The sequence below is a fragment of the Bacillus sp. GW821-FHT11D08 genome, assembly GCF_058808515.1.
Window position 1 is genome coordinate 501951 of sequence record NZ_JBXARS010000001.1, and the last position, 26131, is coordinate 528081.

A 26131-nucleotide genomic window follows, 5' to 3' on the forward strand; every position below is an offset into this window, starting at 1 on the left:
TCAATTCTGTTCTTTTTAGCTTTCTCTGCGATCGGGATTTCATACAGATAAATTAAAATAACCACGATTTGCAGCAGAGACATCAATATTTACAATAAAAAAAGACACTATCAGAAGAATAAACCTTCGGATAATGCCTGTTCATGTTAACAGTTCAATATATGCGAAAGTCAGCAGCGGCACTAGGATTGGACTTCAGCTGCCGGTTTATTGTCTAGATCAGTGCCGGCTTTTCTTTCGGTTATTTTTATTTTTGGTAAAAGAAAAGCAGAAAATACTCCGGCAATTAATAGTATAAGCCCTGCGAAAAATACACTGCGAAGAGAGTCCATTAACGCTGTCTTCAGTATCGGTATGATGTGCTTTGCTATAGAATGCGGAAATTGTTCGAATGAATCAGAACTGAATAGCCTCTGTAGCAGGACTTGAGGATTGCTGCTGATCAAGTCTTTGAGATGAGTTGCCAATGCGTTTTCTTGTTTTGGGAAATTGTCTAAAAAAGGAACTAATTTATCGGTTAATATATTTCCTGACTTGGCATTCATCACTGCTCCCAGAATCGTAATTCCAAACGTACCTCCGATAGAGCGGAAAAATTGGCTTGACGAAGTAACCACGCCGAGCGTTTCTTTAGAGAAACTCTCTTGAAGTGCCAGAGTAATAATGGGCATAACAAGGCCCATACCGAAGCCGATGATAGCTACATAAGTAGTTGCAGTTAATTTGCTGGTGTCAGCTTCTAATGTGGATAATAAAAAATAGGCAAAGGATATGATTGCCATCCCCGTGATAATCTGAGCTTTAATGCCGATTTTAAAGACCAGCTGCCCGCCTATAATACTGGACATAATCATTGCGACCATCATCGGCATCATGATTGTCCCGGACTCTGATGCACTCATGCCGATTATTCCTTGCATGAAGAAAGGGACGAAGGTGATTGCTGCAAACATCCCAATACTCATAAAGAACCCTATTAAATTTAGGAAGATAAAAGTTCTGCTTTTTAGAAGATGTATAGGCAGAATTGGTTCTTCAGCTTTTTTTTCTGCAAATACAAAACTAATAATACTTATAGTGGCCAAAGCTAACAGACAAAATGTCTGCCATGATAACCAGTCAAATTCTTTTCCGCCGAAACTGAGTGTAAGCAGCAAACAGACTACACCCGTAATCATTGTAAACATCCCGATGAAATCAAAATGAATCGGACCCGTGTATTTTCTGGCCTGCAATCCCATCGCAATAAAGAACACAGCTACCATTCCCACGGGTAAATTGATAAAAAATACCCAATGCCAGCTGAAAGAATCTACAATCCATCCCCCAATTTGCGGTCCGATTACAGAAGCAAGAGCGTAAATACCGCCAAATACGCCTTGAAATCTGGCACGCTGTTTGCCTGTGAATAAATCTCCAATGACAATCATAGCCATCGGCATCATAATGCCTCCGCCAAGACCTTGTAAACCTCGAAACACAATTAATTCTTTCATATTATCAGCCAAGCCGCACAGTGAAGAGCCAATCATGAATATAATCAGCCCGGCCACATATACTGCCCGGCGGCCTAATAGATCTGCAAGTTTTCCAGCGATCGGAACGATGGAGGTAGATGTTAATAGGTAGGCCGTAGTCAGCCAAGTCATCATGCTCAGGCCGCCGAGATCTCCTACAATCTTAGGCATAACCGTTCCTACGATTGTTCCGTCTAGAGCAGAAAAAAACATGGCTATAATAAGTCCAATTAATAAAAGTGTACGTTTAGATTTTCCTGTTGAATCCACTTGAAGGTTCCCTCTTTTCATATGTTTCGAGCATAGTGATTCTTCAAAATTAGGTGAATGGATAACTCAGGCAGGTCCCTTCTTTAAATTCCGTTAGGGAAGAGAAGCCATCTTTAAAAATGAAGGATCGTAAAGCTATTAGAAAGAAATAATAATGCTTTGGAGGTATGTTTGTGAGGCAAAGATAAATTCAGCAGAATTATCATTTTGAAATTCTGCTTTTCCTTCTTAATAGATACGTTCAATAAACTGAATTATCAATTTTAAATATAAGCCATTGTAAATTATAAATCAATTATCTTTTAAGGAATATTTTCAAATTATAAGGGGATAAAGAAATATAAATTAAAAGTTTTTCGGGGAAAAATTTAACGAAGAAGCGGAATTATAGCTCGAAAACTCAATTTAAGAAGTAGTGATTTTTATTGACTCTTTTTGTGACTCATTAAAACCGTTTGAATATCTTGATAATATAATACATTGCTTTGACATCAGAGTCTGTATGGATATATGAACTGATATCTTGGCAATTTGCATAGCTTTTGTGTTTTAGCTTTCTCTGCGATCGGGATTTCATACACGATAAAAGAAAAAGGAGGGAGTTCATCCTTGCTGCGGAGCATATGTTTATTTTTGTCGAAAAATAAAATGCTTACAAAATTCGCCCAGGCTTACGGAATCCGCTTCGGTGCGGGAAGGTTCGTTGCAGGGGAAACACTCACGGAAGCTGTTAAAACGGTAAAGCGGCTGAACCAAAAAGGGCTGTCGGCTTCGATTGATTATCTAGGTGAATATGCGGGTTCAGAGAAGGATGCGAAAAGGACGGCGGAAGAATGTAAAAAAGCAATCAGGGCGATTGCCGAGAATCAACTGGATTGTGAGCTGTCGCTGAAATTAACATCCATCGGTCTGGATATTTCCGAGAAACTTGCGGAACAGCATGTCAGAGACATATTGACGGAGGCAAAAGAACGCGGCGTGCCTGTAACGATTGATATGGAGGACTATTCAAGATGCGGCCGTACGCTTGAGCTGTATAAGCGGTGCAAGCCGGATTTCCCGATGCTCGGCACCGTCATTCAGGCTTATTTGTACCGCGCAGCTGAAGATATCAGCGGTCTGATGCCATACAAGCCGCGGCTCAGGCTTGTAAAAGGCGCTTATAAAGAATCGGCGGCCGTTGCATTCCCTGATAAAAAAGCAACCGATCTTCATTTTCAGCAGCTGATTAAGCTGCAGCTTTTGAGCGGCCATGAAACGGCGGTGGCGACACATGATGATGACATCATTTCTTTTACGAAAACACTCATCAGCGAACATCAGATTCCCCGGGAGCAGTTTGAATTCCAAATGCTGTACGGCATCAGAACGGAGCGCCAGAAGGAGCTTGCCGAAGAAGGATACAGGATGAGGGTGTATGTCCCGTACGGAACCGATTGGTACGGGTACCTGATGAGAAGAATTGCCGAGCGCCCGGCAAATGCGGCATTTGTGCTGAAAGGGATCTTCAAAAAATAACGGCTGCTCCAAAAAGCAGCCGCAGCATGTTATTCCATGTTGTCTTTTTTATATTGCTGATTTTGGCTCGTCCGTTTGCCGCCGCCGTATTTTTGTTTCGGTCCCGCATTTCCTTTCATGCTGGCCGCGCTCACTGCGGCAGAAGACGGATCTTTTCTCCCTCGCACCATTCCCTTCACCTCCGGGTTTAAGTTTCCCGCCCGCGCCATGGAACATGCGGAAGCAGAAAAATTTAAAAAAATTCCATATTTGCTATTGAAGTCATCCTGAAAATCTTTTAAGATGAAAGAAGAAAAGGGTTTCATTTTTTTTGCCGAAAAAATGAATGACTATTCATTCAAAGTTCAAGGGGGATGACTCATGCACAAGTTTATAAAGAAAGCAGCCGTTCTCGGATCAGGCGTTATGGGGTCCGGAATTGCCGCGCACTTGGCTAACATCGGAATTCCCGTCCTGCTGCTTGATATTGTGCCAAACGAGCTGACAAAGGATGAGATGAAAAAAGGGCTGACATTAGAAAGCCCGGAGGTCCGCAGCAGACTGAGCCGATCGGCCATGCAAAAGCTGCTGAAGCAAAAACCGGCGCCGCTGACTTCGGCTGCCAATCTCGACTATATAACGGCGGGGAATTTGGAAGATGACGCAGCTCAATTGAAGGATGCTGATTGGATTATTGAAGTCGTCGTCGAAAATCTTGACGTAAAAAAACAGATTTTCTCACTCGTTGATGAATACCGGAAACCGGGAAGCATCGTGTCGAGCAATACGTCCGGTATCTCCGTCACAAAAATGGCGGAAGGCCGATCTGCCGATTTTAAAGCTCATTTCTTAGGAACCCATTTCTTTAATCCGGCCCGCTACTTAAAGCTTCTGGAAATCATTCCGATTCAGGAAACAGATCCTGACGTGCTGGAGTTTATGACTTCATTTGCAGAAAACACGCTTGGGAAAGGGGTCGTCATCGCAAAAGACACGCCTAACTTTATCGCCAACCGCATCGGTACGTACGGCCTGCTGGTCACGGTAAGAGAAATGCTTTCTTCCGGCTGCCGCATCGGCGAGGTGGACACGGTGACCGGGCCTTTGATCGGCAGACCGAAAAGCGCGACCTTCAGAACCCTTGACGTTGTGGGGCTTGATACTTTCGCCCATGTGGCAAAAAATGTGTATGATAAAGCCGACGGCGCTGAAAAAGACATGTTTAAGCTTCCTGAATTTATGAATGACATGCTGAAAAACAATTGGCTGGGCAGCAAATCAGGCCAAGGTTTTTACAAAAAAGAAGGTAAAACAATATATGAACTCGATCCGCTGACCATGACATACGGTGAGCGCTCGAAAATGAAGACACCCGCTTTAGAAGCCGCCAAACAGGCAAAGGGTGCCAAAGGCAAAATGAAAGCGCTTATATACTCTGGTGACCGCGCCGGACGCCTGCTTTGGAATATTACATCGCAAACACTCTTATACTCAGCCCGGCTTTTAGGTGAGATCGCTGATGATATCAAAGCGATTGACGACGCCATGAAATGGGGCTTCGGATGGGAGCTCGGCCCGTTTGAGATGTGGGATGCCATCGGCGTCAGAAAATCAGCGGAGCGGCTCGAAGAAGAAGGCGCAGCACTCCCCGGCTGGGTGAAAGAAATGCTTGATCAGGGCCATGAAACATTTTATATGAAGGAAAACGGAACACCATTTTACTATTCAGACGGCCAATACAGGGCTGTGAAAGAAAATCCGAAACGGATCAGCCTGCAAACGTTAAAAGAAACAAAAGGCGTTATCAGTAAAAACAGCGGCGCAAGTCTGATTGATCTCGGCGATGATGTCGCGCTGCTGGAATTTCATACGAAAAGCAACGCGATCGGCTTAGACATTATTCAGATGATTGACAATGCGCTTGAGGAAACGGAGCGGAATTATAAAGGTCTTGTCATCGGTAACCAAGGCAGACATTTCTGCGCGGGGGCAAACCTTGCGATGATTTTGATGGAAGCTCAGGATGATAACTTCATGGAAGTCGATTTTGTCATCCGCCGTTTTCAGCAGACGATGCTGAACATCAAATACAGCGCTAAACCCGTTGTCGCGGCGCCATTTGGGATGACACTCGGCGGCGGCACGGAAGTCTGTCTCCCGGCGGCACGCGTTCAGGCGGCGAGCGAATCGTATATGGGTCTCGTTGAAACCGGCGTCGGTCTTATTCCGGGCGGCGGAGGAAACAAAGAGCTGTACATGAATTATTTGGACGGCGGAAGTGAACTGATGGACGCAGCGATTAAAACCTTCGAAACAATCGCGCTTGCCAAAGTGTCCGGTTCGGCACACGAAGCCCGTGATATGCAGATTTTGTCCGCGGCTGACCGTGTCAGCATGAATCAGGATCACCTGCTGCACGATGCGAAACAGCTGGCTGCTTCCTTATATGACAGCGGATACCGCCCGCCTGCCCGCAAAAAAGTGAAAGTCACCGGGGAAACCGGATGTGCGGCATTACTGCTCGGAGCAGACCAAATGAGACGGTCGGGTTATTTATCCGATCACGATATGAAGATTGCGAAGAAGCTGGCCCATGTCATTGCCGGCGGAAGAGTCCCGTTCGGCACGGAGGTTTCAGAAGAATATTTACTCGAGATTGAAAGAGAAGCCTTTTTAAGCCTCGCTGGCGAGGCGAAATCTCAAGCGAGAATGCAGCATATGCTCGTCAAAGGCAAACCTTTACGGAACTAGGAGGGTGTTTATGAGAGAAGCAGTCATTGTGGCCGGTGCGAGAACCCCGGTCGGTAAAGCGAAAAAGGGATCGCTTGCAGCCGTTCGTCCTGATGATTTAGGCGCGCTTTGTGTAAAAGAAACGCTGAAACGGGCAGGCGGATATGAAGGAAATATCGATGACTTAATTATCGGATGTGCAACACCTGAAGCCGAACAAGGATTAAATATGGCGCGGAATATCGGTGCGCTGGCGGGGCTTCCTCATACGGTGCCGGCCATTACGGTGAACCGCTACTGCTCTTCCGGGCTCCAATCCATCGCTTACGGTGCTGAAAAAATCATGATCGGCGCGGGTGACACCGTCATTGCGGGCGGTGCGGAATCCATGTCGCAAGTTCCGATGATGGGGCATGTGACCCGCCCGAATATCGCTTTGGCGGAGCATGCGCCTGAGTATTACATGAGCATGGGGCACACAGCGGAGCAGGTAGCCGAAACGTACGGCGTATCCAGAGAAGACCAGGATGCATTTGCCGTCCGCAGCCATCAGAATGCCGCAAAAGCCCTTAAAGAAGGGAAATTCAATGACGAAATCGTGCCGGTTGAAGTATCGCTGACAGAAGTCGGTGATGACCATAAGCCGCGGAAAAAACAATTTACCTTTTCTCAAGATGAAGGCGTTCGTCCCGGCACATCGGCTGACGTCTTGGCGAAGCTCCGTCCGGCTTTTTCTAAAACGGGAACCGTGACGGCCGGGAACTCTTCACAAACAAGTGACGGCGCGGCGGCTGTCATGCTGATGGATCGCGAAAAAGCTTCGTCGCTCGGATTGGCCCCGCTTGTCAAATTCCGTTCCTTTGCCGTAGGCGGCGTTCCGCCTGAGGTAATGGGGATCGGTCCGATTGAAGCCATTCCGCGGGCGCTCAAGCTTGCCGGACTCGAATTACAGGATATTGGGCTTTTTGAATTGAATGAGGCCTTTGCTTCACAGGCCATTCAAGTCATCAGATCGCTTGGGATAGATGAAGAAAAGGTGAACGTCAACGGAGGCGCCATCGCGCTCGGACATCCGCTCGGATGCACGGGAACGAAGCTGACCCTGTCACTCATTCATGAAATGAAACGGAGAAACGAGCAATTCGGCGTGGTGACGATGTGCATCGGAGGCGGCATGGGCGCTGCCGGCGTATTTGAGCTCATTTAAAACAAGGGGGAAACGAAGCATGAAACAGGAAACGGTCAACGTCAAAAAAGGCGGCAGCTTTCTGATTGAAGAGACGGGATATGATCAAATATTCACTCCGGAGGACTTTACAGACGAACATAAAATGATCGGCAAAACGACAGAAGACTATGTCGTAAACGATGTGCTTCCTTATATCGATGAAATTGAAAACCATCAGTTTGAGCATTCGGTCAGACTGCTGAAAAAAGCCGGAGATCTCGGCCTCCTCGGAGCAGACGTGCCTGAAGAGTACGGCGGAATCGGCCTGGATAAAATCAGTTCAGCCTTCATTACGGAAAAGTTTTCACGTGCCGGCAGCTTTTCGCTATCTTACGGCGCTCACGTCGGTATCGGCTCATTGCCGATCGTGTTCTTCGGAACGGAAGAACAGAAAAAAACCTATTTGCCGGACTTGGCTTCAGGACAAAGAATCGCGGCATACGCCTTAACTGAGCCCGGTTCAGGTTCAGATGCCCTCGGCGCGAAAACCACGGCTGTTTTGAATGAAGCGGGCACACACTATATTCTTAACGGAGAAAAGCAATGGATTACAAACTCCGCCTTTGCAGATGTCTTTGTCGTCTACGCTAAAGTGGACGGAGATAAGTTTTCCGCATTTATCGTAGAAAAGAACTATCCGGGCGTGTCAACGGGACCGGAAGAGAAAAAAATGGGGATTAAGGGTTCATCGACAAGAACGCTGATTTTAGATCAGGCGGAAGTCCCGAAAGAAAACCTTCTCGGCGAAATCGGAAAAGGCCATGTCATCGCTTTTAATATCCTGAATATCGGGCGCTACAAGCTTGCCGTCGGCACAATCGGCGCTTCAAAACGGGTGATTGAGCTGTCTGCCGCTTATGCAAACCAGCGCCGGCAATTTAAAACGCCGATCTCAAGCTTCACGCTCACTCAGGAAAAGCTTGCGACGATGTCAGCCCGGCTTTACGCCATGGAGAGCTCTGTATACAGAACAGTGGGCTTATTCGAAGATAATATGAGCAGACTGACGGAAGCGGAGCAAAAAGACGGACGCGAAGTCGCGAAGTCAATCGCCGAGTACGCGATTGAATGCTCGCTCAACAAAATGTGCGGTTCTGAAACGCTTGATTATATTGCCGACGAAGGCGTTCAAATTCACGGCGGTTACGGATTTATGCAGGAATATGAAGTGGAGCGCGCCTATCGCGACTCAAGAATCAACAGAATTTTTGAAGGCACAAATGAAATCAACCGCCTGATCGTAACGAGCACGTTCCTGAAAAAAGCCGTAAAAGGTCAGCTGCCGCTCTTTGAAAAAGCAAAAGCGCTCCAAGAAGAACTCATGATGCTGATGCCTGAAGAGCCGGGCTCGGAGCCTCTTGGACAGGAAAAATACATTGTCAGACAGGCGAAAAAGATCGCCCTCTTGACAGCGGGTCTCGCGGCGCAGAAATACGGAAAAGAGATCGAAGGCGAGCAGGAAATCATGGTGAACATTGCCGATATCGTCAGCGCGCTGTACGCTTTGGAATCAGCCGTCCTCAGAACGGAAAAAGCGATTGCGGCGGACGGTGCCGAAAAAGCCGCGCAGAAGCTGTTATATACGGAAATCTTTGCCCAGGAAGCCCTTCAGAACATTGAAGCGCACGCTAAAGAATCACTGATCGCCATGGAGGAAGGAGATTCCCTCCGCATGATGCTTTCCGTGCTGCGCAAACTGACGCGCCTGACGCCGAAAAACCTCATTCAGAAAAAACGTGAAGCGGCAGCCGCCGTCTTCCGTGAAGAAAAATATACGGTCTGATCACATGCTGAAAGCGCTCCTTCATCAGGGGCGCTTTTTCATGAAGCAACGTTATAGGTTTTTACAAGTGATTGTGTTAAAATAACGACGATCATTTACAAGGGGTGAAGAAGATGTCGTTAAATTTTTACTGGTACCCTAAATGCGGAACGTGCCGTAATGCGAAAAAATGGCTGGAAGACCGCGGTAAGGAAATAAACGAAATACATATCGCGGAGGAAACTCCGTCGAAAGAAGAAATTAAAGACCTCTATGAAAAGAGCGGTCTTGAGCTCAAAAAGTTTTTCAACACGAGCGGAATGAAATACCGCGAGCTGAACTTAAAGGAAAAACTGTACCATATGTCAGAGGATGAACAGCTCGAACTCCTGGCATCAGACGGTATGCTCCTGAAACGCCCGATTACGACAGACGGCGAAAAAGTCACTGTCGGCTTTAAAGAAGACCAATTCGAAAAATATTGGATGTAATGCCAGGTTCAAAGAATTATGGTATCTTCTTATTATAAGAAAAAAATGGAGGGATTTAGATGAGCACACCGAAAGATATGCGTTATTCCAAAGAGCACGAATGGGTCAAAGTTGAGGACGGAAAAGCCCGCATCGGGATTACACATTTCGCGCAAGCCGAACTTGGCGACATCGTCTTTGTCGAGCTTCCGGAAGTCGGCGCCGAAATTAAAGCGGACGAGCCATTCGGCAGCGTGGAATCCGTCAAAACTGTTTCCGAACTGTACGCACCGATTAAAGGAACGGTGACGGAAGTGAACGAAGACCTTGATGACAGTCCTGAATTCGTAAACGAGTCTCCTTATGAAAAAGCGTGGATGATCGTCGTGGAACCGACTGATGCTGAAGAAATCGAAAACCTCATGACTTCCGAGCAATATGACGAAATGACACAAGAAGACTGATCGGATAGCAAAGGGGCCATTTGGACATTCTATATGTAACGGGAGGTGTCTAAAATGGCTTTTGATAAACAGAAGGTCGATGTGACGGAGAACGTTACGGGCCGCTTTCAAAACGGCCGGTTTTCCTTGTTTCATGAAAATGAAGCCATCGGCGAGATGACAGGCATGGACCAGTACGAGCTCAAACAGGGCTTTTCATTTGAAAATCAAAAATTTTATAAAACAGCCGATGTCATAAACGGCAGCGATCCGAAATATGTCGATTGCGATTATGAGAATGGCTGGTGTTAACAGTTGGCGGTGAATTTCACTGCCTTCTTTTTCAATCTGACGCTAAAACAATCGGCAGGTGACGCGCTTATGTACAACGGAGATGAAAAGGTCATTATCGTAGAAGGAAAATCTGATAAAATCAAAGTCAGGGAAGTGCTCATCGAACCCGTGGAAATCGTCTGTACAAACGGGACGATCGGCCAAACCGAACTGGAAGATTTGGCGGACCGCCTGTTTGACAGAGACGTCTATATTTTAACGGACGCAGATGACTCCGGAGAAAAATTAAGAAAACAGCTGAAACGGGAGCTTCCCGAAGCGCGCCATATTTATATAGACAGAACATACAGGCAAGTCGAGTCGTGCCCGGGCCATCATCTCGCATCTGTGCTGATCAGAGCCGGCTTTGATGCTGACACTGTATTTTTGAAAAAGAACGACCTGAGGTGGTAAACATGAAAGAACTCCAAGAAAATGAACTCGAATCGATTCAGGATGACGTTTATCTCCTGTATTTGTACACCCCGTTTTGCGGCACATGCCAGCTGGCGTCCAAAATGCTAACTGTCGTCGAAGAAATGCTGCCCGGCGCCGCCTTCTATAAAAACAACGTGAATTATTCCCCCGCATTCGCCAAAGCCTATCAGATTGAAAGCGTTCCGTGCTTTTTGCTGTTTAAAGGCGGAGAGCTTGTTGAGAAAGGATACGCCTTCCGCTCCGTTTCCTATTTATATGAGCTGATTAAACAAAAAACATCGCAAACGTTCCCGATGTGACAATATTTACAGGAAAATGTCGTGCGGTTTATAAAGGGTTCTGTCCGTTAAAAAGAGAAAGTGTATGTATGGCCATTAAAACGGGAGGTTATACGAGTGGAGAAAATAGAAGTTTCAGAGAATGACGGACAGCATCTGTTTTTGAAACCGCTATTAAACGCCTCAACGCTGCTGATTACATTCCAAGGAGAAACAGAAGCCTTAACGGTCTCAATTAACGGACAGGGAGAAATGAGAAAAACGTCGGTTTCAAAGGAAAAATCTAATTTGACCTTTTACGGAAACCAGACGGAAATCATTCATCTCCTGCATGGTGATGTCTCTTTGCAAAAGCTTATCCAAAGCGGAAAACTCAAAGTGAAAGGATCATTCAGAGCTCTGCTGAAGCTGGAGGCCATCCTCTGGCTGACAAACGGATTTTTTCAGGCGATCAGTAAACGGCCGTAACTCAATCTACTATGTGACAATAGCTTCCAATATTTATTTTATTGACTTTTTATCATTCGCCGTGCTATTCTACAGTAAGAATTTCCGGACGAAAATACGATATGTTTTCTCTTATCAAGAGAGGTGGAGGGAAGTGCCCTATGAAGCCCGGCAACCATCAACAATGTTGAAATGGTGCCAATTCACTCGAAGCGGTCTGCTTTGAAAGATGAGAGAAAGGCCTTTTTCAATAAGCCTTTCTGCTCATTTTTGCAGAAAGGCTTTTCTTTTGCGGAGAAACCCGGAAGATTTCTTAGAATAGTGTAAGGCGGGTGATTGCTTTGATCCATCTTCAAAATGTTTCAAAAATTTACAAAGCGAAGCATGGGGATGTCAATGCTGTCCAAGATGTCACTCTTGATATCAAAAAGGGCGAAATATTTGGAATTATAGGATATAGCGGAGCTGGTAAAAGTTCCTTAATCCGTCTCCTGAACGGCCTTGAAAAGCCGACGTCGGGAACCGTGGAAGTCGCGGGGACGGAATTAAATAAAGTAAGCAGCCGCGGGCTGAGAAAAGCGCGCCAGGAAATCAGCATGATCTTCCAGCATTTTAACCTTCTGTGGTCGCGCACCGTCCGGGAGAACATTATGTTTCCGCTGGAAATCGCCGGCGTGAAAAAAAGCGAACGGGTCCGCCGCGCTGATGAATTGATTAAACTGGTCGGATTAGAGGGGAAAGAAAAATCTTATCCGTCGCAGCTGAGCGGCGGTCAAAAGCAGCGTGTCGGCATCGCCCGGGCGCTCGCCAATAATCCGAAAGTCCTTCTGTGCGATGAAGCGACATCAGCGCTCGATCCGCAGACGACCGATTCAATTTTGGATCTTTTATCCGATATAAATGACAGACTCGGCCTGACGATCGTGCTCATTACCCATGAAATGCACGTCATCCGAAAAATCTGCAACAGAGTCGCAGTCATGGAAAACGGGAAAGTCGTTGAAGAAGGCGAAGTACTCCAAGTTTTCAGAAACCCGCGCGAACCGATGACCAAGCGTTTCGTTCAGCAGGTGACAGAACCAGAGGAGACGAAAGAAACCATCCAGCATTTTCTGCAGGAAACAGCGACAGGAAAAACGATTCAGCTTTCATTTGTCGGGCAGGCAGCCGAGCAGCCCCTCATTACGGAAATGATCCGAAACTTTGATGTGGACGTCAATATTCTGCAGGGGAAAATTTCACAGACGAAGGACGGAGCCTACGGTTCTTTATTCATTCATATTGACGGTCAGGAAAAAGAAGTAGAAAACGTGATCCGGTTCATCAAAGACAAACAGGTAGAAGCAGAGGTGATCACAAATGTTTGAAAAATGGTTCCCGAACGTTGATATAACCGAGCTGTGGACGGCCACATACGAGACCCTTTATATGACGGTCATCGCTTTAGTTTTTTCATTTATCATCGGAGCGGTTCTCGGTCTTCTGCTCTTTTTAACGGGCAAGGGAAGCTTATGGGAAAATAAAATCATTAACACCGTGATTGCGGCGGTCGTTAATATTTTCAGGTCTATTCCGTTTCTTATTTTAATTATTCTGCTTCTCGGCTTTACTAAGATTTTGGTCGGATCGATTTTAGGACCGAACGCCGCATTGCCGGCGCTGATTATCGGCTCCGCGCCGTTTTACGCCCGTCTTGCGGAAATTGCGCTCCGGGAAGTCGATAAAGGAGTCATCGAAGCTGCCAGATCAATGGGAGCAAAGACATCGACGATTATCTTCAAAGTGCTGATTCCTGAATCAATGCCTGCGTTAATTTCAGGCATCACCGTTACGGCCATCGCCCTGATCGGATCTACCGCCATTGCCGGCGCCATCGGTTCAGGCGGACTCGGAAACCTTGCATATGTAGAAGGCTACCAGTCCAATAATACGGATGTAACGTTTGTAGCGACAGTATTTATACTCATCATCGTCTTTATCATTCAGATTATCGGTGATGTAATTACAAATATAATAGACAAAAGATAAGGGAGGATTTACATTGAAAAAGATTGTATTAAGTGCGCTGCTGCTTGTGTTCGCGGGAGTTTTGGCCGCCTGCGGATCAAACGGCTCGAATAAAAAGGAAATCGTCGTCGCCGCGACAAAAACACCGCATGCTGAAATCTTAAAAGAAGCGGAACCGCTCTTGAAGGAAAAAGGCTACACATTAAAAGTAAAAGTGCTGAACGATTACAAAATGTACAACAAAGCGTTAGCTGATAATGAAGTGGATGCGAACTACTTCCAGCACGTTCCTTACCTTGAACAGGAAATGAAGGAAAATAAAGATTACAAACTCGTGAATGCCGGAGCCGTTCACCTTGAGCCATTCGGAATTTACACGAAAAAATACAAATCACTGAAAGACCTGCCTAAAGGCGCGACCATCATCATGACTAACAATGTCGCTGAACAAGGCCGTATGCTGGCGATGCTTGAAAAAGCCGGACTGATCACACTTGATCCGAAGGTGAAAACGATTGAAGCGACTACGAAAAACATTACGAAAAACCCGAAAAACCTGACATTCAAAAAAATCGCCCCTGAATTAACGGCGAAAGCATATAATGAAGAAGAAGGCGATGCAGTCTTCATTAACGTCAACTATGCGATTCAAAACAAACTGAATCCGTTAAAAGACGCGATTGAAGTGGAATCAACGAAAAACAACCCGTACGCAAACATCATCGCCGTACGCAAAGGTGACGAAAAATCAGAGAAAATCAAAGCGCTTATGGAAGTGCTTCACTCTAAGAAAATCAAAGACTTCATTGAGAAAAAATACGACGGAGCCGTGCTTCCCGTATCTGAATAAAGCGAAAACCCCGGATGAGTCATCCGGGGTTTTTTTCGGGTATTAATCGGAGAACTGTCCATAATAAAAGGGAAGGTTAACTTATTGGAGGGAATGGCAGTGGCTCAATACCAGGATAACGGCAAAAGCGTGCATGACGCGTTAAAACAATACAAAGAAGGTTTAGGCATATTTGAACAAAAAATGCCGATGATGGGGCGGAAGTTTAATGAATTTACTGAACAGTGTTTCTCAGCGGATTCATTAACTGAAAAAGAGAAACAATTAATCGCTCTGGGCATCAGCATCAGCGCTCAAGATGAATTTTGCATGATTTATCATACGAAGGGCTGCCTTGACCAAGGGGCCACAGAAGAAAACATCCTTGAGGTCATCAGCGTCGCGGCGGCATTCGGGGGCGGCGCGGCTCTCAGTCAGGGAGTGACCCTCGTGCAGCAGTGCATTCAGGAATTCGGACATACGACGCATTAGAATGAGCAATCGTGTGAATACCGTTTTTCAGATAAAGCGAGCGCCGGTTTCCGGCACATTCGAAAGGATTCAGGGGCACACTCTCTTTGGCCGGAGCAGGGGATCATTGTTACAATAGAAACAAATATATGAAGGGATTGATTCATTATCTGCACCAGCCACGAGAGACTGGACCTTGACTATACGCCTGAAATGGAAAAAGCGATGCAGAAGTCACACGGCATCGGCTACGAGGAATACGGACGGCGTCTTTCAAAAAGGATGGAAGTCGAACGGCAGAGGGAGCTTGAATATCAAAAAAGCAAGTTCCTCGCAGCGCAGCTTAATGAGAAAATCGGTCAGTAAAAAAGGGTGGATTTCCGCCCTTTTTCTGTTTCAAACAGCTTTAATTACGCCTTGATCTTTGATAAACTTTAGGAATGTTCCGGGTAATATAAAAAGTTGTATTTACTTTTCATTTGTTATAAAATTAGAATGAGAATAAATTGAGAATAATGATTATATATTTTGGAGGTATAGATATGGCTGCTTCAACATTAACGATCAAGGATCTTCACGTTGAAATCGAAGGAAAAGAGATCTTAAAAGGTGTAAACCTTGAAATAAAAGGCGGCGAATTCCACGCTGTCATGGGGCCGAACGGTACCGGTAAATCCACGCTCTCAGCAGCGATTATGGGACACCCGAAATACGAAGTTACAAAAGGCAGCATCACGCTTGACGGCAAGGATGTACTGGAAATGGAAGTGGACGAGCGCGCTCAGGCGGGTCTTTTCCTGGCGATGCAGTACCCAAGCGAAATCAGCGGTGTGACAAATGCCGATTTCCTTCGCTCTGCGATTAACGCACGCCGTGAAGAAGGCGATGAAATTTCTCTTATGAAATTCATCCGCAAAATGGACGAAAACATGGAGTTCCTTGAAATGGACCCTGAAATGGCGCAGCGTTACCTGAACGAAGGTTTCTCAGGCGGGGAGAAAAAACGCAACGAAATCCTTCAGCTTATGATGATCGAGCCGAAAATCGCCATTCTTGACGAGATCGATTCAGGTCTTGATATCGATGCGCTTAAAGTCGTTTCTAAAGGAATCAACAGAATGCGCAGCGAAAACTTCGGCTGCTTAATGATCACTCACTACCAGCGCCTTCTGAACTACATTACGCCTGATGTCGTTCACGTTATGATGCAGGGACGCGTAGTGAAATCCGGCGGCGCGGAGCTTGCACAGCGCCTTGAAGCGGAAGGTTATGACTGGATTAAACAAGAACTAGGCATTGAAGACGAAACTGTAGGCCAAGAAGCGTAAGCGTTAGGGGGATAATCATGACATTGGAAACGAAACTATCCGTAGATCAGGAATATGTCAAAGGCTTTTCCGAAAAGCATCAAGAACCTGCCTGGCTGAAAAACCTGCGCTTACAGGCTCTTGAAAAAGCTGAAGATCTGCCGCTGCCTAAGCCTGATAAAACAAAAATCACAAATTGGAACTTTACAAAGTTCAACAAGCATACAGTAGAAAATGCGCCGCTTGCTTCTTTAGAAGATTTAGCTGATGAAGCAAAAGCGCTGATCGATATCGAAAACGAAGACAAAACGTTATACGTGCAGCGTGACCAAACGCCCGCTTTCCTTTCTCTTTCCAAAGAACTGAAAGACAAAGGCGTCATCTTTACGGACATCTTAACGGCTGCCCGTGAGCACAGCGACCTCGTTGAGAAGTATTTCATGAAAGACGGCGTTAAGGTCGACGAACATAAACTGACTGCGCTTCATGCAGCATTAATGAACGGCGGGGCATTCCTTTATGTTCCTAAAAACGTTCAGGTGGAGACGCCTGTTCAGGCCGTTTACGTTCATGAAAGCAATGACACGGCATTGTTCAACCACGTGCTGATCGTCGCTGAAGACCACAGCTCCGTCACTTACGTTGAGAACTACATCAGCACGGTGAATCCGAAAGAATCTGTATTCAACATTATCAGTGAAGTGGTCACAGGTGATAATGCCAGCGTGACGTACGGCGCCGTTGACAACCTGTCAGCAGGCGTCACAACATACGTCAACCGCCGCGGAGCCGCGCGCGGACGCGACAGCAGAATCGAGTGGGCGCTCGGACTGATGAACGACGGCGACACGATTTCTGAAAATACGACAAACCTCTACGGAGACGGCACATACGGCGATACGAAAACCGTAGTTGTCGGAAGAGGAGAACAGACGGAAAACTTTACGACGCAGATCATCCACTTCGGTAAGGCTTCTGAAGGCTATATCCTGAAGCACGGAGTCATGAAAGATGCCGCATCTTCCATCTTTAACGGAATCGGCAAAATCGAGCACGGCGCGTCTAAAGCAAACGCTGAACAGGAATCCCGCGTTCTGATGCTGAGTGAAAAAGCACGCGGAGATGCAAACCCGATTCTTTTAATTGATGAAGACGATGTAACTGCAGGACATGCGGCATCTGTCGGCCGTGTGGACCCGATCCAGCTTTACTACTTAATGAGCCGCGGAATTCCGAAAGAAGAAGCGGAGCGCTTAGTCATTTACGGATTCCTTGCTCCGGTGGTAAAAGAGCTTCCGATTGAAGGAGTTAAGAAACAGCTCGTCTCCGTCATCGAAAGGAAAGTAAAATAATGAATATCACCGATATTCGTGAACAGTTCCCGATCCTTCATCAGCAAGTGAACGGACATGACCTCGTGTACCTTGACAGCGCGGCGACTTCCCAGAAGCCGCGTGCTGTCATTGAAGCAGTGGATCAGTATTACAGCAAATACAATTCCAATGTCCACAGAGGCGTTCATACTCTTGGCACGAGAGCGACAGACGGCTATGAAGGTGCGCGTGAAAAAGTCCGTAAGTTTATCAATGCGAAATCAATGGCTGAGGTCATTTTCACAAAAGGCACGACAACTTCACTGAATATGGTGGCGCTGAGCTATGCCCGCGCCAGCTTAAAACCCGGTGATGAAGTGGTCATCACCCAAATGGAGCATCATGCGAATATCATTCCGTGGCAGCAGGCTGTAAAAGCAACCGGCGCGACTTTAAAGTATATCCCGATGCAGGAAGACGGCACGCTTTCGTTAGACGACGTCCGGCAGACTGTCACAAGCCATACGAAGATCGTGGCAGTCGCTCATGTGTCAAACGTGCTCGGCACGATCAACCCGATTAAAGAGATCGCCAAAATCGCTCATGACAATGGCGCGGTCATCGTGGTGGACGGGGCGCAAAGCACACCGCACATGAAAATCGACGTTCAGGACTTGGATTGCGACTTCTTCGCGCTTTCTTCCCATAAAATGTGCGGCCCGACGGGAATCGGCGTGCTGTACGGCAAGAAAGAACTGCTTGAGAATATGGAGCCGGCCGAATTTGGCGGCGAAATGATCGACTTTGTAGGGCTTTATGAATCAACTTGGAAAGAGCTTCCGTGGAAATTTGAAGCAGGCACGCCGATTATCGCAGGCGCGATCGGATTGGGAGCTGCGATTGATTTTCTTGAAGAGATCGGACTCGGCGAGATTTCCCGGCATGAGCATAAGCTTGCAGCCTATGCGCTTGACCGTTTCGAGCAGCTAGACGGCGTGACGGTATACGGTCCGAAAGAGCGGGCGGGACTTGTGACATTTAATCTTGATGAGGTTCACCCTCATGATGTCGCGACTGTCCTCGATGCTGAGGGCATTGCGGTCAGAGCCGGCCATCATTGCGCCCAGCCGCTCATGAAATGGCTGGATGTATCTGCTACTGCGAGAGCGAGTTTTTATCTGTATAATACAGAGGAAGAGATCGATAAGCTCGCGGAAGCCCTCCAAAAGACAAAGGAGTACTTTACAAATGTCTTTTAATGCAAATTTAGATACATTATACAGACAAGTGATCATGGATCATTACAAAAATCCGCGCAACAAAGGGGTTTTGGATGACAGCATCGTCGTCGATATGAACAACCCGACTTGCGGCGACCGGATCAGACTGACAATGAAGCTTGACGGCGATACCGTTCAGGAAGCGAAGTTTGAAGGGGAAGGATGTTCTATCTCCATGGCTTCGGCTTCCATGATGACGCAGGCGATTAAAGGAAAAGATATTGATACCGCCCTTTCCATGTCTAAGGTTTTCTCAGACATGATGCAAGGGAAAGAGTATGACGACTCGATAGATCTCGGGGATATTGAAGCTCTTCAAGGCGTTTCGAAATTCCCGGCCCGGATTAAATGTGCCACCCTTTCATGGAAAGCACTTGAAAAAGGAGTCGCTGGCGAAAAAGGCGGCAATTAAAAGATTGGAGTGAAAATGGATGGCTAAAAAAATGCCTGAAATTGGTGAATACAAGTACGGTTTTCACGATAAGGACGTTTCCATTTTCCGTTCAGAGCGCGGATTGACAAAAGAAATCGTAGAAGAAATTTCACGCATGAAAGAAGAGCCTCAATGGATGCTTGATTTCCGCCTGAAATCTCTTGAGCATTTCTACAACATGCCGATGCCGCAGTGGGGCGGGGATTTAAACTCTTTAAACTTTGACGAAATTACGTATTACGTAAAGCCGTCTGAGCGTTCAGAGCGTTCTTGGGATGAAGTGCCTGAGGAAATTAAACAGACATTCGACAAACTCGGTATTCCTGAAGCTGAGCAAAAATACCTTGCCGGTGTTTCTGCACAGTACGAATCCGAAGTTGTTTACCACAATATGAAAGAAGATCTTGAAGAGCAAGGCATCGTCTTCAAAGACACAGACAGCGCGCTGAAAGAAAATGAAGACATTTTCCGCGAGCACTGGGCGAAAGTCATTCCGCCGACTGATAACAAGTTTGCGGCGCTGAACTCAGCTGTTTGGTCCGGCGGATCTTTCATCTACGTGCCTAAAGGCGTGAAGGTTGAAACACCGCTTCAAGCTTACTTCCGCATCAACTCTGAAAATATGGGTCAGTTCGAACGTACGCTGATCATCGTTGACGAAGAAGCAAGCGTTCATTACGTAGAGGGCTGTACGGCTCCTGTGTACACAACAAACTCGCTTCACAGCGCGGTTGTTGAAATCATCGTCAAAAAAGGCGGCTACTGCCGTTATACAACAATTCAAAACTGGGCGAACAACGTTTACAACCTAGTAACGAAACGTACGGTTTGTGAAGAAAACGCGACGATGGAATGGGTTGACGGAAACATCGGTTCTAAATTGACGATGAAATATCCGGCTGTCATTCTGAAAGGTGAAGGCGCGCGCGGCATGACGCTTTCTATCGCTCTTGCGGGTAAAGGACAGCATCAGGACGCAGGCGCGAAAATGATTCACCTTGCACCGAATACGTCATCCACAATCGTATCAAAATCGATTTCTAAACAAGGCGGAAAAGTAACATACCGCGGTATCGTCCACTTCGGACGGAAAGCGGACGGCGCCCGTTCAAACATCGAATGTGATACGCTCATTATGGATAACAAATCAACTTCTGATACAATCCCTTACAATGAAATCCTGAACGACAACATTTCATTGGAGCACGAAGCGAAAGTATCAAAAGTTTCTGAAGAACAGCTTTTCTACTTGATGAGCCGCGGTATTTCTGAAGAAGAAGCAACAGAAATGATCGTTATGGGCTTCATCGAGCCGTTCACAAAAGAACTTCCGATGGAATACGCAGTTGAAATGAACCGTTTGATTAAGTTCGAAATGGAAGGTTCTATCGGTTAATAGTAAAACCCCGCCATATGGCGGGGTTTTTTTGTTTATTGAATAGTGAAATTTCCGTATTCGCTTGACCGGACATGAATCGGCCCGTTTAAATTGTAGTTCTTCTCTTTGACAATATCGCGGAAAACGTCGACACGGGCAACCGATTCTCTCCATTCGTCCTGGGTGTCCTCATCTGACGGATTCATCAGATCGTCATAGCGCACATCCAAGAATTTATTGAGCCATTTCTTCTCGTCAGTACCGTCTTTCGGTGACCCGCCCATTTTTTTGTTCGTGCGTTTAATCAGGGCATAAAAGGAGTCTGGATCATCGCCGTCGCCATGCTGAATCACCGTATCGTACATCACTGCTTTTGCCAAGGCCGTTTTCAGTCCGGCATTTTCTGAACGTTTCATCGCCGGCTGATAATACAAGCTGTCATTTACCTTATCTTGGGCAGCGCGGAAGGCTTTATCATTGCCAAGTGAGCGCCAGGCAGAAGCGAATCCTTCCAGATTGCTGATGTCATCGCTTTCGTCCTTCGCAAGACGTCGCAATTCAGGCAAATACTTTTTCAATTTGTTATTTGGCACCGCTTTCGTGTATACTTCGACTACTTCCAGCGCATCTCCGGTAGCCGTCGTAAAGCCGGCCCGCCCGCAAGTGTAACCTCTTCCGTCATCCAACGCTTCAACATATCCGTATTGGATTTCCGTCTTTCCGTTTTCAAAAATGCTGGTCAGCTGTTCCGCCCGGCGCTTCTGATCCTTATTCAGCCCGGCCGCAAAAACCGTACCGCTCATCATCAGGGTAAAAAACATGGTGAAAATAAGTGACGAAACCGCCGTCTTCTTCCAAAAACCTGCTTTTTTCTTCAAGCTGATTTTCATTGCCATACCCCTTTCATATGTAAGTTACGCACTCAGTATACATGAGGGGGTTGTTTTTTTGTTGAAAACACACGAATTTGTCAATATTTTGAATCCTAAGCCCTATCAGGCGCTTCATAAAAAGAACGCACCTTCATCAGACAGACAATCCCGTTCTCGCGTCATTCTCATCTGTAACATAGTCAACGCGGAGAAATCCGCATTGTACAGCCTGCTGATAAAGGGCTTCGAGCATATCCGGATCTTTGCAATATAACGTTACATACGAGCAATCTGCGATGAGAAGCACAAGTTCACAGGAACTCTCCAAATACTCCTCGTACGTATTGATTTCCGTTACCATCCCGCCCGGGAAAGCTTTCAATTCAGCAAAAATCATATAATAAGGGTTTCCTTCCAGACGCTGACGGAGTTCTTGACCCTGAATGATGCGCTGATTTTGCGGAAACAGGTCTGTATCGGTGTCTTCTTTGAATTCCGTATACGCCTCTCCATCACCGATAAACCACGTATAGGAAGAGATGGGGAACGGTTGTAATATATCTGCCGCAAACCGCCCGAATTGATTTGGGATGTTAAATGTAATGCCGCGTTTCATATGGTCGTATCTCCTTTCGGCTTTTGCTAGAATAATATGGTATACCATTTGGATAAATATTGAAAGGGGTGGGTGTTATGACAACACGATACGGAATTGATGCGCCTTATGGAGCGTTTGGATTTATCTTTATTGCGCTCCTTTATGCCGCAGGCACGTTATACGGCATGATTCCTCCTTACTGGGGCTGGCTGACGGGCACCTTGTTTTTATTGCTCGGTCTTTGGATGCTCTTGTATTCAACGGCCATTAAACTTTTACACCGCCATCGCATTCTTGCGCTATCCGGTTTAAAGCCGGACATGAAGGTGCTTGATGTCGGTACGGGGCGGGGGCTATTAGCCATCGCCGCGGCTCAAAAAGGCGCTGACGTCTCAGCGATTGACAAATGGTCAAGCTGGGACCTGGTCGGAAACGGAAGAGACGCATTTGAAAAGAACAGACAGGCTGAAAGAGCGCCGGAAATTGATTTGTATGACGGACTGGCGCAAGACATGCCGTTTCCTGATGAGACGTTTGATCTTGTCATTTCGCATTTTACCGTACACAACATTTCAGGCAGAAAAAAGAGGGAACGGGCGATTGCGGAAATGGTGAGGGTGCTGAAGCCTGGCGGCATTTTGGCCGTGTCAGATATAAAAAATACATCACAATACAGAGAGATTCTTGAGGAAAACGGCTTTCAGACAAGAACGTATTCCTTTTATTATACGTTTCCGTTTTCGAAACTCATTATTGCTGTCAGGACTCCGGTAGGAACCGGGCGCTCCATTTGTTAAAATAAATAAGACAAAACAGATAGAAAAGGTGTTATACATGAAGTCTTATTTGATTATCGGGGCCGGCATTCTCGGTGCGTCCGCGGCTTATCATCTCGCAAAGGCCGGGGCGGATGTAACGGTCATTGACCGGAAGCACCCGGGGCAGGCGACTGACGCCGCGGCGGGGATCGTCTGCCCGTGGCTGTCACAGCGCCGCAATCAGGCATGGTATGCGATCGCAAAAGGCGGAGCCCGCTATTATAACCAATTGATACAGCAGCTTGAAGCTGATGGAGAAACAGAAACCGGTTATCAAAAGGTCGGTGCCGTCAGCCTCCATACGGATGAAAAAAAGCTCAGCCAAATGGAGGAAAGAGCTTATAAAAGAAGAGAGGACGCCCCTGAAATCGGTGACATTACAAGACTGACTCCGGAAGAAACGAAGGCGCTGTTCCCCGCGCTGTCGGAGGAATACGGGGCGGTTCATGTCAGCGGCGCGGCCCGGGTGAACGGGAGGGCGCTTCGTAAGGCGCTGTTAAACGCGGCCGTTAAGCACGGCGCGATTGTTTACAATGAAGAAGCGTCAATATTGACAGAGGACGGTGCCGTCATCGGTGTGAAAACCGCAGAACGCACGCTTACTGCCGACCAGGTTCTCGTAACGGCCGGCGCTTGGGCGAGAGAGCTGCTTGAGCCGCTCGGCATCCGTTTTTCAGTATCATACCAAAAGGCGCAGATCGTTCATTTAGAGCTTCAGGGAGAGGAGACGGGCGGCTGGCCCGTCGTCATGCCCCCAAACGATCAATACATTCTCGCCTTTGACAGCGGCAGAATCATAGCGGGCGCGACTCATGAAAACGATACCGGCATGGATTTGCGGGTGACGGCCGGCGGTCTCCGCGAGATTTTTGACAAAGCATTAACCGTGGCGCCGGGGCTTTCAGACAGTACTATGATAGAGACAAGAGTCGGTTTCAGGCCGTTTACTCCCGGTTTTCTTCCCGTCATCGGCAAAGTGCCGAATATCAGCGGACTCCTCGTTGCCAACGGGCTGGGCGCCTCAGGGCTGACGAGCGGGCCGTATCTGGGGGCTGAACTGGCGAAACTCGCGCTCGGGCAGCAGACGGAAATTGATTTGAGCCTTTATGATCCGGCCGGGGCGCTTGAATAAAAAATAGCTTTTGGCGCATTCTTATGATAGGATGGAGCTTTAATGAATAAGAGGACGTGACCCATTTGATAAAAATAAACCTTCCTGCTCCTGATGTAACCATTACGGAACGGCAGCAGTCACCGTCGGAGAATGAACCGGCGATTAAAGCGATTTACGGTTTCATTGATTTTCACCAAATTCCGAGAGACAAAGGCGGCATATTTATGTTTTATAACATTCATGATGAGCTGCTGTTTGTCGGGAAAGCCCGTAAATTAAGACAAAGAATCAAAAAGCATTTTGAAGACAATGTGTCGCCTGTTAAACATCACAGAGACGAAGTGTATAAAATTGAAGTATGTGTCGTAAATGATCCGATGGAAAGGGAGATTTACGAAACGTACGCGATCAATACCCTTCAGTCGAAATACAACATTGAGAAAGTATTTTATAAATAAGAAAAACCGGAGCTTAAGGGCTCCGGTTTTCTTTATGTTTACAGTGCCAGCCACATCACTGCAATATGCACGATTAGCAGACAGTAAACGATGAGGAATAGCTGGACGACCTTTTTTCTGAATAACATGCAGATCATCATGAGCACGGGAAAAATCAGGACGCCGGCCGTTTTATTGATTGATGTATTCGGACGGTTCGATACGTCATAGTGAATGGCCATATCAGCAGGAAGAAACGGATAAAACACAATCGACAGAATAAAGGCGAGAACCACAGCTCCCCACAGCACTTTATCATTCATCAAAAACATATGAACACTCCCTTTTTTACATATAATAGTATATTAGTCTGAAAAATCTAATTTATCAATATTTTACTTGTTGAATGGTGTATAATCATGTCAATGAAATTTCCATACGCTAGGAGGGTTTCAATTGACTGACAAGAAGCAAACCAGCATGTTTTCATTCTTTCTTTTTATCATGGCCGCCTGGATCATCGTTTTGTTTTTTACCATCATCGCGGCATTGCCAAGCTCCGCCATCCAATTAACCAAGCATCAATCCAAAACCGTTTCCATGATTTATCCGCAAAGCTGGGGATTTTTCAGTAAAGATCCGAGAGAAGACAGCTTGAACATCTATCTTCTTGATGCCGATGAGGAGCTCAGATGGCCGAATAATTCTCTGAAAAATGTCATCGGCTTAAACCGCTACGGCCGGACGCAAGGGATAGAGCTCGGCCTTATGCTGGAAAAGCTGCCTTCCAAAGAGAAGTGGAACGACTTCACGACTGGCCAAGACATTAAGGATACCACATTTTTGAAAATGAAAAATGAGTCTCCCTCCCCAAGGCTGAAAGGGAAAATGATCATTACATATGAACGCATTACCCCATGGGCATGGAGCCAACATACCGAAACGAAAAGAACCATCAAAAAATACATCGGAGTGGATGTCAATTGATTCAGGATGCAAAAAAGCAGCTCACCTTATGGATGATGAAGAATCCGCCTTGGACAAATGTGTACGGGCTTGCCAGAAGCTTAATCGCGCTCGGCACGCTGCTGACATTGCTGTTCAATCCGGCGTCTGTCTTCTTCAAAACGCAAAATCAAATGCTCAGTTTTTCCGACACGTTCAGCCTGTTTCTGCTGTTTCCCGATTTCCGTTACATTGAGATCGTCAAAGCCGTTTGTATCTGTATGTTAATCCTTGTCGTCATTGGCTGGCGGCCGCGAATCACCGGTTTTTTTCACTGGTGGATTTCGTACAGCTTCCAAAACTCCGCCGTTACCCTTGACGGAGGAGATCAGGTGGCTGCCGTTTTTACACTGCTGCTGCTCCCGCTGACATTAACCGATCCGCGGAAATGGCACTGGTCTCCGTACGAGGCGTCTTTTGAGAAAAGGCCGCTTGAGCCTTATTACCGCTCCTTGTGCTGGGCGACGCTGACAATCATCAGAATACAGGTCGCAATGCTGTATTTTAACTCCGTCATTGCTAAACTGATGGAAGAAGAGTGGCAGAACGGAACTGCCGTTTATTACTATTTGAACGATCCGATGCTGGGTCTGCCGGATGCGCTTCACGGTCTGTTTGACTTTATCCTGCAGTCCAAGCTTGTCATCATCCCGACGTGGGGCACGCTCATTGTGCAAACCATTATGTTCTGCGCTTTGTTTGCTCCGAAAACATATTGGCGTTTGATATTGTTTATCTCCATTTTTATGCACGAAATCTTTGCCGTTATGCTGGGGCTTACCTCGTTTTCCATTACGGTGGCTGGTATTTTGGTCCTGTTTTTGGTGCCGGCAGAGAAAACAGTAGCTTTGAACCA

Annotated in this window: 29 protein-coding genes, 1 pseudogene and 1 riboswitch; of the genes and pseudogenes, 25 read left to right on the forward strand and 5 right to left on the reverse strand. The window is 46.6% G+C overall.

What is annotated here, in order from left to right; genetic code table 11:
* Positions 1-182: 182 nt before the first annotated feature.
* Positions 183-1808 carry an MDR family MFS transporter gene (locus tag AC1RRX_RS02560; RefSeq protein ID WP_053574098.1) on the reverse strand — a complete coding sequence of 542 codons (1626 nt, stop codon included), beginning with the start codon at positions 1806-1808 and terminating at the stop codon, positions 183-185.
* Positions 1809-2396: 588 nt separating this feature from the next.
* Here AC1RRX_RS02560 and AC1RRX_RS02565 point away from each other — a divergent pair.
* The gene (locus AC1RRX_RS02565; RefSeq protein ID WP_094032468.1) at positions 2397-3305 is read left to right on the forward strand and encodes a proline dehydrogenase family protein; all 909 of its coding nucleotides are present in this window, start codon (positions 2397-2399) and stop codon (positions 3303-3305) included.
* A gap of 29 nt (positions 3306-3334) precedes the next feature.
* Here the strand turns inward: AC1RRX_RS02565 and AC1RRX_RS02570 are convergent, their stop codons facing one another.
* The gene (locus AC1RRX_RS02570; protein WP_003151836.1) at positions 3335-3475 is read right to left on the reverse strand and encodes a YuzL family protein; all 141 of its coding nucleotides are present in this window, start codon (positions 3473-3475) and stop codon (positions 3335-3337) included.
* Between the two features lie 190 nt (positions 3476-3665).
* Between AC1RRX_RS02570 and AC1RRX_RS02575 the strand changes: the two genes are divergently transcribed.
* The 19 genes from AC1RRX_RS02575 (at position 3666) to sufB (ending at position 20449) form a co-directional block, all read left to right on the forward strand.
* Positions 3666-6035 carry a 3-hydroxyacyl-CoA dehydrogenase/enoyl-CoA hydratase family protein gene (locus AC1RRX_RS02575; RefSeq protein WP_032868011.1) on the forward strand — a complete coding sequence of 790 codons (2370 nt, stop codon included), beginning with the start codon at positions 3666-3668 and terminating at the stop codon, positions 6033-6035.
* Between the two features lie 10 nt (positions 6036-6045).
* Entirely contained in the window at positions 6046-7221 is a 1176-nt protein-coding gene (locus AC1RRX_RS02580; protein ID WP_003151841.1) for an acetyl-CoA C-acetyltransferase, read from the forward strand.
* Between the two features lie 19 nt (positions 7222-7240).
* Positions 7241-9025, forward strand: a complete 1785-nt coding sequence (locus AC1RRX_RS02585; RefSeq protein ID WP_020956311.1) for an acyl-CoA dehydrogenase FadE — start codon at positions 7241-7243, stop codon at positions 9023-9025.
* A 113-nt stretch (positions 9026-9138) separates the two neighbouring features.
* The gene (locus tag AC1RRX_RS02590; RefSeq protein WP_003151843.1) at positions 9139-9495 is read left to right on the forward strand and encodes an arsenate reductase family protein; all 357 of its coding nucleotides are present in this window, start codon (positions 9139-9141) and stop codon (positions 9493-9495) included.
* A gap of 59 nt (positions 9496-9554) precedes the next feature.
* The gene (gene gcvH, locus AC1RRX_RS02595; protein WP_144463917.1) at positions 9555-9938 is read left to right on the forward strand and encodes a glycine cleavage system protein GcvH; all 384 of its coding nucleotides are present in this window, start codon (positions 9555-9557) and stop codon (positions 9936-9938) included.
* 54 nt (positions 9939-9992) lie between these two features.
* On the forward strand, positions 9993-10229 hold the full coding sequence (locus AC1RRX_RS02600; RefSeq protein WP_003151845.1) for a YusG family protein: 237 nt from the start codon (positions 9993-9995) through the stop codon (positions 10227-10229).
* A 69-nt stretch (positions 10230-10298) separates the two neighbouring features.
* Positions 10299-10664 (forward strand): toprim domain-containing protein, encoded by a 366-nt coding sequence (locus AC1RRX_RS02605; protein ID WP_144463918.1) that lies wholly within the window; start codon positions 10299-10301, stop codon positions 10662-10664.
* 2 nt (positions 10665-10666) lie between these two features.
* Positions 10667-10987 (forward strand): thioredoxin family protein, encoded by a 321-nt coding sequence (locus AC1RRX_RS02610; RefSeq protein ID WP_003151847.1) that lies wholly within the window; start codon positions 10667-10669, stop codon positions 10985-10987.
* A gap of 96 nt (positions 10988-11083) precedes the next feature.
* The gene (locus AC1RRX_RS02615; RefSeq protein ID WP_007410085.1) at positions 11084-11434 is read left to right on the forward strand and encodes an SCP2 sterol-binding domain-containing protein; all 351 of its coding nucleotides are present in this window, start codon (positions 11084-11086) and stop codon (positions 11432-11434) included.
* A 108-nt stretch (positions 11435-11542) separates the two neighbouring features.
* Positions 11543-11649, forward strand: a riboswitch (SAM riboswitch).
* A 105-nt stretch (positions 11650-11754) separates the two neighbouring features.
* Positions 11755-12780 carry a methionine ABC transporter ATP-binding protein MetN gene (metN, locus tag AC1RRX_RS02620; RefSeq protein ID WP_003151850.1) on the forward strand — a complete coding sequence of 342 codons (1026 nt, stop codon included), beginning with the start codon at positions 11755-11757 and terminating at the stop codon, positions 12778-12780.
* Complete coding sequence (locus AC1RRX_RS02625; RefSeq protein WP_007410086.1) at positions 12773-13441, forward strand: methionine ABC transporter permease; 669 nt, start codon at positions 12773-12775, stop codon at positions 13439-13441. Before metN ends, AC1RRX_RS02625 begins: the two co-directional genes overlap by 8 nt.
* Before the next feature lie 13 nt (positions 13442-13454).
* The gene (metQ, locus tag AC1RRX_RS02630) at positions 13455-14270 is read left to right on the forward strand and encodes a methionine ABC transporter substrate-binding lipoprotein MetQ (protein ID WP_007410087.1); all 816 of its coding nucleotides are present in this window, start codon (positions 13455-13457) and stop codon (positions 14268-14270) included.
* Positions 14271-14363: 93 nt separating this feature from the next.
* Positions 14364-14741 carry a carboxymuconolactone decarboxylase family protein gene (locus tag AC1RRX_RS02635; protein ID WP_031306536.1) on the forward strand — a complete coding sequence of 126 codons (378 nt, stop codon included), beginning with the start codon at positions 14364-14366 and terminating at the stop codon, positions 14739-14741.
* Between the two features lie 192 nt (positions 14742-14933).
* Entirely contained in the window at positions 14934-15086 is a 153-nt protein-coding gene (locus AC1RRX_RS02640; RefSeq protein WP_003151857.1) for a YuzK family famiily protein, read from the forward strand.
* A gap of 176 nt (positions 15087-15262) precedes the next feature.
* Positions 15263-16048, forward strand: a complete 786-nt coding sequence (gene sufC, locus AC1RRX_RS02645) for a Fe-S cluster assembly ATPase SufC (protein ID WP_003327022.1) — start codon at positions 15263-15265, stop codon at positions 16046-16048.
* Positions 16049-16065: 17 nt separating this feature from the next.
* A complete protein-coding gene (sufD, locus tag AC1RRX_RS02650) occupies positions 16066-17379 on the forward strand; it encodes a Fe-S cluster assembly protein SufD (RefSeq protein ID WP_144463919.1) in 1314 nt (437 codons plus the stop codon).
* Positions 17379-18599, forward strand: coding sequence for a cysteine desulfurase SufS (gene sufS, locus AC1RRX_RS02655; RefSeq protein ID WP_020956309.1), 1221 nt, complete (start codon positions 17379-17381; stop codon positions 18597-18599). The genes sufD and sufS overlap by 1 nt, the downstream gene beginning before the upstream one ends.
* Positions 18589-19032 (forward strand): Fe-S cluster assembly sulfur transfer protein SufU, encoded by a 444-nt coding sequence (sufU, locus tag AC1RRX_RS02660; RefSeq protein ID WP_007613601.1) that lies wholly within the window; start codon positions 18589-18591, stop codon positions 19030-19032. Before sufS ends, sufU begins: the two co-directional genes overlap by 11 nt.
* Before the next feature lie 19 nt (positions 19033-19051).
* On the forward strand, positions 19052-20449 hold the full coding sequence (sufB, locus tag AC1RRX_RS02665) for a Fe-S cluster assembly protein SufB (RefSeq protein WP_007410090.1): 1398 nt from the start codon (positions 19052-19054) through the stop codon (positions 20447-20449).
* 35 nt (positions 20450-20484) lie between these two features.
* Here sufB and csn read toward each other — a convergent pair whose 3' ends face one another.
* Together csn and AC1RRX_RS02675 are read right to left on the reverse strand one after the other, a co-directional pair.
* Positions 20485-21321 carry a chitosanase gene (gene csn / locus AC1RRX_RS02670; protein ID WP_144463920.1) on the reverse strand — a complete coding sequence of 279 codons (837 nt, stop codon included), beginning with the start codon at positions 21319-21321 and terminating at the stop codon, positions 20485-20487.
* A 136-nt stretch (positions 21322-21457) separates the two neighbouring features.
* Entirely contained in the window at positions 21458-21919 is a 462-nt protein-coding gene (locus AC1RRX_RS02675) for a DUF2691 family protein (protein WP_025285234.1), read from the reverse strand.
* A 77-nt stretch (positions 21920-21996) separates the two neighbouring features.
* On the opposite strand from AC1RRX_RS02675, the gene AC1RRX_RS02680 reads away from it, so the two are divergent.
* From AC1RRX_RS02680 to AC1RRX_RS02690, 3 genes are all read left to right on the forward strand, one after another.
* Positions 21997-22698, forward strand: coding sequence for a class I SAM-dependent methyltransferase (locus tag AC1RRX_RS02680; protein ID WP_007410092.1), 702 nt, complete (start codon positions 21997-21999; stop codon positions 22696-22698).
* 37 nt (positions 22699-22735) lie between these two features.
* A complete protein-coding gene (locus AC1RRX_RS02685; protein ID WP_144463921.1) occupies positions 22736-23851 on the forward strand; it encodes an NAD(P)/FAD-dependent oxidoreductase in 1116 nt (371 codons plus the stop codon).
* A 65-nt stretch (positions 23852-23916) separates the two neighbouring features.
* Entirely contained in the window at positions 23917-24291 is a 375-nt protein-coding gene (locus tag AC1RRX_RS02690; RefSeq protein ID WP_007410094.1) for a nucleotide excision repair endonuclease, read from the forward strand.
* Between the two features lie 38 nt (positions 24292-24329).
* Here the strand turns inward: AC1RRX_RS02690 and AC1RRX_RS02695 are convergent, their stop codons facing one another.
* Complete coding sequence (locus tag AC1RRX_RS02695) at positions 24330-24602, reverse strand: DUF1648 domain-containing protein (RefSeq protein ID WP_015240532.1); 273 nt, start codon at positions 24600-24602, stop codon at positions 24330-24332.
* 124 nt (positions 24603-24726) lie between these two features.
* On the opposite strand from AC1RRX_RS02695, the gene AC1RRX_RS02700 reads away from it, so the two are divergent.
* Both AC1RRX_RS02700 and AC1RRX_RS02705 read left to right on the forward strand, forming a co-directional pair.
* On the forward strand, positions 24727-25257 hold the full coding sequence (locus AC1RRX_RS02700; RefSeq protein ID WP_025285231.1) for an SdpA family antimicrobial peptide system protein: 531 nt from the start codon (positions 24727-24729) through the stop codon (positions 25255-25257).
* Positions 25258-25289: 32 nt separating this feature from the next.
* Positions 25290-26106: pseudogene (locus AC1RRX_RS02705) on the forward strand (sporulation-delaying protein SdpB family protein); the annotation flags it as partial.
* Positions 26107-26131 lie beyond the last annotated feature (25 nt).